This is a genomic window from Hyalangium sp., assembly GCF_045802625.1.
GTDB lineage: Bacteria > Myxococcota > Myxococcia > Myxococcales > Myxococcaceae > Hyalangium.
This window is the reverse complement of the sequence record NZ_JBJMQP010000162.1, coordinates 1-11,905: the sequence shown is the minus strand read 5'-3', so window position 1 is coordinate 11,905 and position 11,905 is coordinate 1. Positions and strand designations below refer to the sequence as shown.

Annotated in this window: 8 protein-coding genes; 5 read left to right on the top strand and 3 right to left on the bottom strand. The window is 69.1% G+C overall.

The window, feature by feature from the left end; translation table 11 throughout:
• The coding region (locus ACJ8AT_RS29760; RefSeq protein WP_407741312.1) for a hypothetical protein at window positions 1–313 on the top strand (313 nt) is incomplete at its 5' end.
• A gap of 19 nt (window positions 314–332) precedes the next feature.
• Here ACJ8AT_RS29760 and folD read toward each other — a convergent pair.
• Both folD and ACJ8AT_RS29750 read right to left on the bottom strand, forming a co-directional pair.
• Window positions 333–1,235 (bottom strand): bifunctional methylenetetrahydrofolate dehydrogenase/methenyltetrahydrofolate cyclohydrolase FolD, encoded by a 903-nt coding sequence (gene folD, locus ACJ8AT_RS29755; protein WP_407741311.1) that lies wholly within the window; start codon window positions 1,233–1,235, stop codon window positions 333–335.
• A gap of 104 nt (window positions 1,236–1,339) precedes the next feature.
• Window positions 1,340–2,791: an NAD(P)-binding domain-containing protein gene (locus ACJ8AT_RS29750; protein ID WP_407741310.1), complete on the bottom strand. Its 1,452-nt coding sequence runs from the start codon at window positions 2,789–2,791 to the stop codon at window positions 1,340–1,342.
• Window positions 2,792–2,835: 44 nt separating this feature from the next.
• Here ACJ8AT_RS29750 and ACJ8AT_RS29745 point away from each other — a divergent pair, with 44 nt between their 5' ends.
• Window positions 2,836–3,735, top strand: coding sequence for a VOC family protein (locus ACJ8AT_RS29745; protein WP_407741309.1), 900 nt, complete (start codon window positions 2,836–2,838; stop codon window positions 3,733–3,735).
• A gap of 1 nt (window position 3,736) precedes the next feature.
• On the opposite strand, the gene ACJ8AT_RS29740 is transcribed toward ACJ8AT_RS29745, so the two are convergent.
• On the bottom strand, window positions 3,737–6,232 hold the full coding sequence (locus ACJ8AT_RS29740) for a lantibiotic dehydratase (protein ID WP_407741308.1): 2,496 nt from the start codon (window positions 6,230–6,232) through the stop codon (window positions 3,737–3,739).
• A gap of 238 nt (window positions 6,233–6,470) precedes the next feature.
• Between ACJ8AT_RS29740 and ACJ8AT_RS29735 the strand changes: the two genes are divergently transcribed.
• From ACJ8AT_RS29735 to ACJ8AT_RS29725, 3 genes are all read left to right on the top strand, one after another.
• Window positions 6,471–8,690, top strand: coding sequence for a lantibiotic dehydratase (locus ACJ8AT_RS29735; RefSeq protein WP_407741307.1), 2,220 nt, complete (start codon window positions 6,471–6,473; stop codon window positions 8,688–8,690).
• Window positions 8,687–11,212 carry a lantibiotic dehydratase gene (locus ACJ8AT_RS29730; RefSeq protein ID WP_407741306.1) on the top strand — a complete coding sequence of 842 codons (2,526 nt, stop codon included), beginning with the start codon at window positions 8,687–8,689 and terminating at the stop codon, window positions 11,210–11,212. Before ACJ8AT_RS29735 ends, ACJ8AT_RS29730 begins: the two co-directional genes overlap by 4 nt.
• Before the next feature lie 51 nt (window positions 11,213–11,263).
• Window positions 11,264–11,905, top strand: a 642-nt coding sequence (locus ACJ8AT_RS29725) for a DUF692 family multinuclear iron-containing protein (RefSeq protein WP_407741305.1), incomplete at its 3' end; no start/stop codon positions are given.

Below are 11,905 nucleotides of genomic sequence, written 5' to 3'. Positions count from 1 at the left end.
CGACAGTCATGGGAAGGCGGATCTCGATGCCGCCAAGAAGGCGGCTGAAGACATGGATAGTGCGTACGGTGCCGCCGGAGCCATAGGAAAGCCCTACCACTCCAACCATAACGGCGGGGAAGCCATTGACGTGGACTTCCGTCCCAAGTGGGGCATCGGGAAGAGCGTCGTCGATGCCCAGGGGACAACCGTGGCCATCAAATCCAAGCAGGATGCGATCAAGGTGGGGGCCACCTACAGTGTCTATCACTGGAACTACAGTGGCCCTAAAGCCAAGAAAGATGATCCCCACTGGTCCAAGACCGGCAACTGAGAGCACCGGAGGGCAGGCGCTAACGCTGGCTTCCCGGTCCCTCGCGCGCCGGCTGCACCTGACGCGCGGCCTGGATCGTGTTCGCGAGCAGCATCGTGATGGTCATCGGGCCCACGCCCCCTGGTACTGGCGTGATGGCCTCGGCCTTCTCGCTGACGGCGGCGAAGTCGACATCCCCCACCATGCGGTAGCCGCGAGGGGAGCTCTCGTCGGGGACACGGTTCTGCCCTACGTCGATGACCACCACGCCCGGCTTCACCATGTCGGCGGTGATGAGGTTCTGCTTGCCCACCGCGACGATGAGGATGTCCGCCTGCCGCGTGAATGAGGCGAGATCCACCGTGTGCCGGTGCGTGAGGGTGACGGTGGCGTCAGGCCCAGGGGCCATGAGCAGCGAGGCCAGCGGCTTGCTGACAATGAGGCTCCGCCCCACGATGACCGCGTGCTTGCCTCGGGTGGGGATGCCCTCGCGGCGGAGCATCTCCATGATGCCGGCGGGGGTGCACGGCACGAAGGCCCGCGGGTCGCCCACGAAGGCCAGCCCGGCGTTGAGCGGGTGGAAGCCGTCCACGTCCTTGTCCGGGTGGATGTGCTCCAGCACGGCCTTGTAGGGCAGGTGCGCTGGGAGCGGGAGCTGCACCAGGATGCCGTGCACCGCCGGATCCGCGTTCAGGCGGTCGATGACCGCGAACAGCTCCTCCTTCGAGACGTTCTCCGGCAGGTTCAGCGTCTGGCCGTGCATCCCGAGGGTCTCGCATGCGCGTGTCTTGCTGGCCACGTAGGCCTGGCTCGCCGGGTTGTTTCCCACGAGCACCACGGAGAGCCCCGGTGTCACCCCGGCCGCTCGGAGCGCCGCCACCTCCCGGGCCAGCTCCTCCCGCATCACCCGGCTGATCTCGGTCCCATCAATGATCCGTGCCATGCGCTGGCTCTTTACGCCAAGTCCCAGGCGTTGCCGCACCGCTTCTTCAAGAACCCCGCGCTGACTGTTGACCTGTGAGGGCCCTGGGCCAGCCAGGGCTCCATTCAGGCGAGTCTGTCATGCCGGCCAAGAGGGGTTGGCCGCCACGAGAGCTTGCCCTGGTACAGCAGGGCCAGGAGGTCTTCGAGCACGCTCTGGATGAGCCCCTTCTGCGCTGCCTCTGGAGCCTCCTCCTCGATGGCGGACAGGATCTCCCCCAAGCGGAGCTTGCCGTCCGCCATGCGCAGGGCGCGAACCGTCCCGGGCGACACGCCGTGTCCCTTGAAGTCCACTCCGCCACGGAAGTGCCGCTCCGGCAACATGTCGAGAATGCAGCGGTCTGCCCAGGCCTTCGGGGGGCCGTCCCCCTCTGTCCCAAAGGTGGAGAGCAGAGGATGGAACACATCCAGCCACTGATACGGAAGGTCTCCGATGACCACCGGCACCAGGTCGAGCAAATAGTCGAGATCGAGCTTGTCCTTGAGGCCCTCGTAGCCCGCCAGGAGCTTGCCGGCATCGTCGGCCTTCCGGGAGGAGGCGAGTGGGCTCGGCTCTCCGAGCACGTGGGAGATGATCGCCTTGCCGTGGTGGCGGATGGAGGAGATGAAGAGCGGGTTCTCGAAGGCCCCCATCACCAGGCTCCCCGCCACGTAGACGCCCGGGACGTTCGTCTGCATTGTCAGGGGATCGAACAGGGGGCAGCCGGCCTCGTCATATTGGATGCCAGCCACTCGGAGGACGTCCTTGCCGGGCTCGAAGCCTATCTGGACGATCACCCAGTCACAGGGGATGCGCTGGGTCTCACCTCGGGAGCTCACGAGGAGGTGCTCGGGCTCGACGCGCTCCACGGTGGTGTTGAAGAGGACGCGGATCGCTTCACCCTGGATGAGGCGGGCAAGGTCCGGGAGGTGCCAGCGCCACTTCCGCGAGTGGAACTCGCCGCGCGGGTACACCACGGTGACATGGGCCCGGCCCTCGTTGTGGAGCCGCAGCGCGGCCTCGGCGGCTCCATTGCCTCCGCCCAGCACCACCACCCGCTGCCAGCGGTACGCGGACGGATCCCCATAGCCATACCGGACCTGAGGGAGGTCCGCGCCAGGGACCTCGAGCCGGAGTGGGGTGCAGAAGGCGCCCGTGGCGAGCACCAGCTTCCGCGTGGAGAACGACACCGGCTCGCCGCGGTGACGCGCCCGCACGGTGAAGTCGCCGTCATGCCCGGACAGCCCCACGAACTCCGTCTGCTCCCGGATGTCCAGGCCCGTGAGCTCCGCGACGCGGGCGAGATAGGAGAGGTACTCCTCCCGCGTGGGACGCTCCTGCCGCGAGTCGCAGGGGATGGCCGCCAGCTGGACTTCATCCCTCGGCGAGTACAGCACCATGTCGTGGGGGAAGCGGGACACGGTCGCGGCAAACTGCCCACGCTCCAGCAACAGCGCTCGCAGCCCCCGCTGGCGAGCATTGATGGCGGTGGCCAGACCGCTGGGACCCGTGCCAACGACGACGACATCCCATTGCATGTTCATCCTCTTCCATGATGGCGTTTGGAGCAGCAGGCCCAAGCATGAAGGTCCAACTCGATCATTTGATGACGTACACGAACGCCCCCTCGCTCGATGAAGTGCTCGAGGGGTACCGTCGGGCCGGGTTCGGCATGAGGGACTGGACCAACCGGCATGAGCCGGGATTGCTGAGCGGGTTCGTCCCCCTTGGGCCCGAGTACCTCGAGATCTGCTGGGTGGAGGACGAGGCGGCGTTCCGGCGGGGGGACCCGCAGGGCCACGAGCTGATCGAGGACCCGCGGGTCTGTGGCATCGCCTTCACGTGTAGCGAGCTCCGGGCGCTGCGCGACTCCTGGAGCTCGCGAGGCGTCCAGGTACCGGAGCCCTGGGTGGCCACCGAGCCGGGCACCACGGAGGGACCCAAGTGGACCTTCCAGGAGATCCCCAGTCACCTGCTGCCGGGGGCGGGATGCTTCGCGCTCAGCTACCATCGCCCGCGCCCGTCGCTTCGGGTGGGCCCCAATACCATCTTCGGCTTGGAGGGGGTGACCCTGGTGACGCCGTCCCCCGAGAAGCGAGCCCTTCGCTGGCAAGCCGTGCTGGCGCCCGAGGGCGAGGTGGAGGAGGAGGACGGTGGAGGGCTCCGCTTGGAGCTCGGCCCCCATTTCGCGCGATGGCTCTCCGCGGGTGGGTTCGCCCAGCAGTTCGGCCGCGACTTCCGGCCCGCGGTCCACCCTATAGGCGACACGGCCGCGGTGCATCTGCTCGCGGAGGACATCGGCGAAGCCCGCCGCTGGCTGGAGTCCGCCGGGCGGCGGACGGAGCTGCGCGCGGACGGAGGATTGCTCTGCGAACCCGATCCCAGGGACGGCGTGCTCTTCGTCATCCGCCAGGCGAGCTTCCAGGCGTGGTTGAGCAGCAGGCGAGCCCGGGGCGAGGTGCTGCGAACCCAGGACCCATGAGTCATGGCTTCCAGCGGCGCTCATCCACCGCCGCCAGCCGCAGCTCACAGCAGTAGCGCTCGCCCTGGGCGTCGGGGAGCCAGGCCTCGTCAGGCGAGGGCAACATCTCGCTGACCGTCACGCTCGAGGCCCGCCGCAGCATGTGCCAGGCCATCTCGACGAGGGCGGGAGAGTCGAAGTCCACGAAGAAGGGTTTGCGCTCCTCGGGGATGCTGAAGAAGGCGAACCGGGGAATGCGGTGCGCCCGAGCCCATTGGCGAGCCGCCAGGAAACGCGCGTCAGGTGTCTCGGGGAAGGTCAGCTCGGACGGCTCGAAGCGCCAGTGCTCGCGGGCGAGGACGGTCCCATCCACGGTGATCCGCGGGCCGTGCTTCATCTTGGGCAAAGGATGGAAGAAGTAGGTGCTCTCGTACCGCATGGGGTTGCCGAAGAACTCGGCCGCTTCGAAGCGCCGGCCCGTCTTCCGGCTCTCCACCCGGAGCTTGCCGCCCTCCTGGACTACGAACAGATCAGCGGCGGCTTCCACCTGCTCCCGGGGCCTCCACGCGCGGGTCGCTCCCAGCTCGACCTCCACGTCATGGGGCGCGTGGGAGAAATTGTCCGCCCGGCCCCACGCCTCCTTCGGCGCGACCGTCTCCACGCAGCGCTCCGGGACGTCCATGCACCGGGCGCGGATGAGCTCCTCGGGCTGAGGGTGCTCCTTGAGCATGCAGAAGGAGAAGAGGGTGTTCGTCCCGGCATGGAGCTCGCCCAGCACCACGAGGTAGTCGCCCCGAGCGATCGCGTCGAGGTCCTTCGCGGCGATCATGATGTCCGGAGAGTGGTAACGCGCCTCGGGCCACCCCGGCCCCGGGGCGGAGAACGCCTCCTCCACTCGCCCTTCGAGCTCGCGCGCGGAGCGCTCGACGCGCGAGGCGCCCGCGGGCAGGGCAAGCACGGACAGCCAGCGCGCCTGCAGCTCACTGCAGACCTCGGCGGTAATCGCCGATGGGCGGCGCGGATCCGTGGGGAACAGCTCGAGCGTCTTCTCATAGAAGGTGAGGAAGGGCACCTCCCGCGAGCCCAGCTCGGCCGCCAGCCGCGCATGGACGCCCTCGAGCGCGCGGACATAGCGCGACGACAGCTCCCAGGTGAACCAGCGCGCGCTGCGCAACAACAGCGCCATCGGTGGCCCGAGCCGCGCCACCACCGCGGCGCCAAGCTCGGCGTCCACGTTGCGGACGCAGTCCTCGTAGAGCAGTGTCCGGCCAGCGTAGGCCTTCCCCGCGGAGCGCTGCGCCTGCTGGCCGGTGAGCTGGACGAAGACGCCGTCCATCGCGTCGAGCGCCGCATCCAACTTCGTCGTGTCCCCCGCGGCCTCCTTCACCTGCTCGCGCGTGGCGCTCAGCGTTCGCATGGCTTCTAGCGCACGAGATCTGGCAGCCCCCTCTGGGAGCCTCGCCAGCGCCTCCTCCACCAGCGCCTCTGGCCGGGGAGTTCCGGGCGCCACCTCCACCGTCCAGGCAATCACGCTGCGCTCCGCCAAATCGCCCAGGAGCTCGAGGACGTCGGCCTCGCTCACCTCGAGCTGTGGCTCCTGGGCCAGCCGCTGGGCGAGCTCCCTGGCGGGGACCGAGCCATCGCACAGCTCCAGCGTGCGCCGGACCGCCGGCGACACGGAGACCGTCTTGCCAATGCCGTAGTGCAGCGTGTCTCCCTCCAGGCGGGTGGAGGGCATCCGGCGAGGCGCCAGCAGGGGCCGCAGCTCCGGATCGCGGCCGAGCGCCTCGGCCACGGCGTCGACGCACCAGTGCTCCAGGTAGACGTTCCTCGCGCGCAGCAGCGAGTCACCCGGCCGGACCGTGAGCGCCTCCGCCTCCGCGTTCACGGTCGCCCACCCCACCGGGCCGAAGAAGCCGATGGTGTCATTCTTCGCGCAGTAGCGCTGGACGTAGCGGGTGATGAGGCGCTCGTACTCGCGGGTCTTGGAGTCCATTTCACCGGGAGGCCGGCGAAGGAAGGCGTCGACGCTGCCGCGAAGCGCCGAGCGGCTCTGCCAGAGCATCGCCTCGCGGAACCGGGCGTCCGAGGCAATCTCCCGCAGCACCGCCTGGCAGCGCAGTGTGTCCGTCCGCCACGCGGCTCGGGCTTCCTCACGCAGGCGAGCCACCTCGGCCTCTGAGGCCTGGACTCGCGCAAGCGCCGCGGCCACCACGGGGTCCGGGTGCTCCGGGGACCGCAACGCTCCTCGAGCGATCTGGTCGCGCAGCTTGGCCAGAAGCCCGCGTCCTTCCCCGCCTTGCGCGAGCTTGTTCGCCAGGAGCGCGTCGGCAGCGGCTCGGGCCTCCTGCCGGAGCTCCTCATGTGCCAAGAGGCGGTCCGCCGCCGCGGGCGCGCCCGTGCCCGCCAGCCTCGCGAGCCAGGTGATGGGAAAGCCGGTGCTGCGGAGCACCACGGTGGACCAGACGCTCCACTCACTGGAGAGGGGGACGACGTGGGAAGTTGTGGAGGTGGCCATGGTGGCGGCGCATTCTGCTCTAGCTGACGTGGCCCGGTCACTCCCCAGACCAGAACACCGTCTCTTCGCAGCGCGTCAGAACCTGGTGGGTGGGTGTCCAGCACGTGCGACTGATAGGCTCGCACGCCCCATGAGCGATGCCTCCGTTTCCCCGCCATTGGCAGACCACCTCTCTCCGCTTGCACACGGTTGGTCCACCTGGCGCTGGGCTGTTCTCCGCGCCCCGGGTTTCCCCGCCGTGGAGGTGACCCGGCTGGCCGCGCCTGAAGCCGCGGAGGCGGCAGATCGGTTCCTCGATCGGGGAGCCCCCGCCGCGGAGCGTCAGGCAGCGTGCGACGCCGTGTCGCGAGGGGCAGCTCGCGCGGGGGCCGCACTCCGGGAGCTGGCCGGAGGCTCCCGCTTCCGTGAAGCCCTGGCATGGCAGAACCGCTCGGCACTCCACGGCAGCATCGACGCGCTCCTGCGGCGGGCTCCGGGGGCCACGGACTCCGAGACGAGACGGCACGAGCGGGTGGCCGCGATGTACCTCCAGCGCTACTGCGTGAAGAACGAGACCATCGGCTTCTTCGGCCCGGTGGGCTGGGCCGAGCTGGCCTCCACGGGGCCCGCCCTTCAAGTCCTCACCGGGCCCGGGCTGCTGGCGGAGCGCCACGTGTATTTCGAGCGCTGGTGCATCGACGCGCTGGCCGAGAAGCTCTCGGACTCCCGGGAGCTCAGAGGAGGCTTGGCTCCACGGCGGATGCCGACCCTGCGGCTCGAAGGCCGTACGCTCCACTACGGCGCCGGGCGGCGGGTGGAACTGCCGGGTGAGTTCGCGGCAGTGCTCGCCGCCTGTGACGGGATGCGGCCCGCAAGCGACATCGCTCGGGAGCTGGCGTCGTCCGGTGGCGACTTCACCAGCGAGGAAGAGGTCCTTGATGCGTTGGACGAGCTCAAGGCCCGGAAGCTCATCGCGTGGGGCTTCGACATCCCCACCTCGGGAGCGCCTCACCCGGAGCGGGCGTTGCGCGCCGCCCTGGAGCGCCTGAAAGAGAGCCAGCCCCGGCAGGAGGCGCTGCGGGCCCTGGATGAACTCGAGCATGCGCGAGACGTCGCGGCCCAGGCCGCGGGCGATGCGGCGGCGGTGGACCGCGCGCTGGAAGGGCTCGATGACACGTTCACCCGGCTGACCGGGCGCCCGGCCCAGAGAAAGGCGGGGAAGATCTACGCGGGCCGGACGCTGGCATATGAGGACTGCCGCCGTGGCGACTCGGTCCGCCTGGGCCCCGAGTTGATGGCGCGCCTGGCGCCGCCGCTGTCACTCGTCCTGCAGAGCGCCCGTTGGTTCAGCCATACCATCGCGGAGCACTACCGCGGCGCGCTGCTCGCGCTTCACCGCCAGCTCGTCTCCGCCTCGGGCTCTCCGCGGATCGATCTGGGCCACTTCTCGCAGCACTTGCCCGAGCTGTTCCCCGGCGGCAGCGACAAGCCGTCCATCGTCTCCCGGGCTCGGGAGGAGCTCATGGCGCGTTGGGCCCGGGTGCTGGAGCCAAGAGCGGGTGAGCGTCGCGTGGTTCGCACCTGCCACGAGCTGAGCGCCCGCACTCACGACCTCTTCGCGGCGCCTCACCCGGGCTGGCCCACCGCGCGCTACCATTCGCCTGATGTGCTCATCGCCGCCGCGTCCGCGCAGGCCTTCGAGCGTGGCGACTACCTGCTGGTCCTCGGCGAGCTCCACGCTGGCCTCAACACCGTGGTCAGCCCCATGTTCCTCAAGGAGCACCCCTCCCCGGAGGTGCTCATCCGCGCGCGAGAGCACGACCTCCCCGAGCCCTGCGTGGCCCCAGTCTGGTCGGCGGAGCGCTCGCGTGCGGACATCTCCTCGCCGGCGCGGCATGACATCGACATCGAGGATGGCGCGGTGCGCTCGTGGCGCTCGCGGGAGCAGGTGCTGGAGGAAACGGAGCTCGTGGTGGAGGAGGTCTCGGGCCAGATCGTCATCCGCAGCCGGGATGGCACCCGGTCGTTTGACGCCATCGCCTTCCTGGAGCGGCACCTGATCGCCGAAGCACACGGCCGCTTCACGCTCCTGCCGCCCGCGCCTCACACTCCACGCGTCACCGTGGACGGCGTGGTGTTCTCACGCGAGCAGTGGCGGCTGCACAGAGAGGAACTCCCGGCCGAAGCTGGCACCTGGCAGGACGGCTTCATCGCCATCCGAGGCTGGGCGCGAAGGCTGGGCCTGCCCCGCCACCTGATGGTGAAGCTCCCCGAGGAGCCCAAGCCGCTGTACCTGGATTTGATGAGCCCGCTGTACGTGGACATCTTCTGTCGCAAGGCGCGTGACGCCGCGCAGGTCACCCTCACGGAGATGCTCCCGTCAGTGGACGAGCTCTGGCTCGTGGACGGGGAGGGGAGGCGCTACACGAGTGAGCTCCGCTTCGCGGCGGTGGATCCGAAGCCCTGGAGGGCCCCATGACCTCCGCGCCGGGGCATGTGGTGGAGCTGTCGGATGGATGGCGGCTCTGGCGGGAGACCTGCTTGCGCGGCGCGGGCTTTCCCGCCCACCACGTGCTGAGCCTCGCTCCGGCTCCCGCGCTCTCCGCCGCCATTGGCGCGCTGCTGGAAGGTGAGGCCGCGGAGGCAAAGCTGCGAAGCGCCGCGCTCGCCGCCTGCGAGGAGTCTACCCAGGGCGTGACCCGAGAGACGGGCAAGCGGCTGGGACAAGCCATCCGGCAACTGAGGGCCCAGGGTGTTCCCCCGCCCACGGGCGCCTCGGCCCAGGTGGACGAACTCCTCTCGGCTCTGGCCGTGCTCAGCGCTCAAAACCACGCGCGGCGCCAGGCCCTGGAAGGTGCCTACGAAGCAGATCGGATCCGCGGCGCGCGGGCGCTCCGCGAGGCCGCCGCCGACGATCGGTTCCGCGAGGCGATCGCCTGGCAGAACCCCCACGTGCTCCGCGGGGGCATCGACTTCCTGCGCAGGCAGCCGCCGGAGGCCACGGGCTTCAAGGTGCGTCAGAACGAGGCGCTCGTGGCCAGCTACCTTCAGCGCTACTGCCTGCGCAACGAGACGATTGGCTTCTTCGGGCCCGTCGGCTGGGCCCGGTGGGAAGGGGCCGGGCCCGCGCTGACGCTTCACACGAGCGGCGCGTTGGTGGAGAAGCGGACCACCTACTTCGAATACTGGTGCATCGACGCGCTCGCCAGCCACCTCGCCGGGGATGAGGCGCTGCGGCCCCAGCTCCGCCCGCGGCGGTTGCCCACGGTGCGGCTGGAGGGCACTCGCCTTCACCACCCCGTCGACCGGGTCAGCCAGCTCCCACGGGCCTTCGCGCGCACGCTCGAGGCATGCGATGGAGAGCGAAGCGCCGAGGAGCTTGCCGCCACGCTGCGCGCCGATGCCTCCTTGGGTCTGGAGAGCGACCAGGACGTGTACGACGTGCTCGATGAGCTCGCACGCAACCAGCTCATCAGTTGGTCCCTCATTGTCCCGCCCGCGGGACCCTTTCCCGAGCGAACGCTCCGCCAGGTCCTGCTCGGGATGCGTGCGACCCCGGCGACCCAGCGGGCTCTCGGCGCTCTTGCGGAACTCGAGGAGGCGCGCCAGTCCGTGGTCCTCGCGGCGGATCGCTCCCAGGCGCTGCAGGAGGCACTGGAGGAGCTATCGGATCGGTTCATGCGGTTGACGGGAGGTCGTGCCGACACCCGGAGTTCGGGCAAGACCTACGCGGGCCGCACGCTCGTCTATGAGGATTGCCGCCGGGCCGCGCGGGTGCAGCTGGGGCCCGCGCTCCTCGAGCCGCTCGCGGCCCCGCTTTCGCTGATCCTCGAGAGCGCGCGCTTCTACACGCACGCCATCGCGGAGAAGTACCGCGCGACGTTCCAGCGGGAATTCGACACGCTCCGAGCAGAGTCGGGCCAGCAGACCGTCAGCTTCCTGCGCTTCTTCGAGCGGGCCAGCACTCACTTCAAGTCCGGCTCGGACGCCCCTCCCATCGTCACCGCCGTGCTCGAGGACTTTCACGCCCGCTGGCGGCGCGTGCTGGGGTACACGCCCGACCAGCAGCGGCTCGATCTTCGCTCCGAAGCGCTGCGCCCCACCGTCCAGGAGGCGTTCTCGGCGCCAGGCCCCGGCTGGCCGAAGGCACGTCACGTGGCGCCAGACGTGCTCATCTCCGCGACCGACGCGGAGGCCGCCTGCCGCGGGGAGTTCTCCTTCATCCTCGGAGAGGTGCACGTCGGGCAGTGCACGAAGACGCACATGTTGTTCCTCAAGGAGCACCCGGAGCCCGAGGCGCTGGTGGCAGCGCGCGAGGCAGACTTGGGCACGGGCCTGGTGGACTTCGTCGAGCCGCGGACCTTCGCCGGCCGGACGGTGGACTTCTCGCCGTCCGCGCATGACTTCGACGTCGAGACCGGAGACACGCCGTCCGCCAGGCCCCGCTCGCAAGTGCTGAGCGTTGCCGAGCTGGTGGTGGAGGCCGATGGCGAGGGCGCGCTCATCATTCGCACGCTCGACGGGGAGCGGCGCTGGGACGCCATCGCGTTCCTCGAGCACTACCTCCTGGCCGAGGCTTCCGACTTCTTCAAGCTCTTCCCCGCGGTGCGTCATCTGCCGCGCATCACCATCGACCGGCTCGTGATGCAGCGGGAGACGTGGCGCTTCGCGTCACAGGAGCTCTCCTTCGCTCACCTCGAGTCTCCCGTGGAGCGATACATCGGCCTCCAGCGCTGGCACCGCGCGCACTCGCTTCCACGCCACGCTTTCTTCCGGGCCTCCAGCGAGCCCAAGCCATGCTTCGTGGACTTCGAGAGCCCCACCTTCGCGGAGCTCTTCCTCAAGCTGGCTCGCAACTCGGAATCTATTTCAGTCTCCGAGATGCTCCCTGGGTTCGACGCGCTGTGGCTCACTGACGCGGCCGGTCAACGCTACACGAGCGAGCTGCGCCTGACCGCGGTGGACCCGCTCTCCTTCCGCGGCCCGGTCTCTCGTCGTTGACTCCGTGAGTAGGGTGCTTGATAACGTCCGCCTCCTTCCGAGAGGGTCGCTATGCCGCGTGCCGCGCGAGGAATCGGGCTTCAGTACCAGTCCACGGTCGCACCGCTGCACGATGGCGTGGAGGGTGACGAGGAGCCACTGGTCTACGATGTCACCGAAGTCCTCTGCGACAATTTCACGGGCGCGCTGGATGGCCCCTACGTGCTCGAGCCCTCCACGCGCCCGCTCATGGAGCAGCTGAGCAGAGAGCGTCCAATGCTCGCCCATGGAAACTACGGGGAAGAGTTCGGGTTCGCGCCCTTGGAGGAGACCAACGTCGTCCGGCGGCACCTCCCGTTCGCCCATATGATCCAGAGCCCCTGGTACAGCGACCACCTGTTCTTCGGGTATGGCTCCTCCACCTATATGTGGTCCAGCCCGCTGCCCTTCACGAAGGCCGAGGTCGAGCGGGTGGCGGGCCGAGCCGCGGCACTGCAGGACCGGCTCAAGCTGCCGCTGCTGCATGAGAACGCGTTCTATTACGCCCGCTTCCCAGGCTCACATATGGAGGAAGCCGAGTTCATCGCCGAGGTGGTGACGCGCGCCGGAACGTACCTGCAGCTCGATCTCCACAACATCTACGCCAACAGCGTCAACTTCAAAGGCTATGACTGCCAGAAGTACCTTCAGACCCTTCCGCTGGATCGGGTGAGG

Excerpts from the sequence above, each read along its gene's own strand:
- ACJ8AT_RS29745 (WP_407741309.1), top strand. The coding sequence starts at position 2,836 with ATGAAGGTCCAACTCGATCATTTGATGACGTACACGAACGCCCCCTCG.
- ACJ8AT_RS29750 (WP_407741310.1), bottom strand. The coding sequence starts at position 2,791 with ATGCAATGGGATGTCGTCGTCGTTGGCACGGGTCCCAGCGGTCTGGCC.
- ACJ8AT_RS29730 (WP_407741306.1), top strand. The coding sequence starts at position 8,687 with ATGACCTCCGCGCCGGGGCATGTGGTGGAGCTGTCGGATGGATGGCGG.
- ACJ8AT_RS29740 (WP_407741308.1), bottom strand. The coding sequence starts at position 6,232 with ATGGCCACCTCCACAACTTCCCACGTCGTCCCCCTCTCCAGTGAGTGG.
- folD (WP_407741311.1), bottom strand. The coding sequence starts at position 1,235 with ATGGCACGGATCATTGATGGGACCGAGATCAGCCGGGTGATGCGGGAG.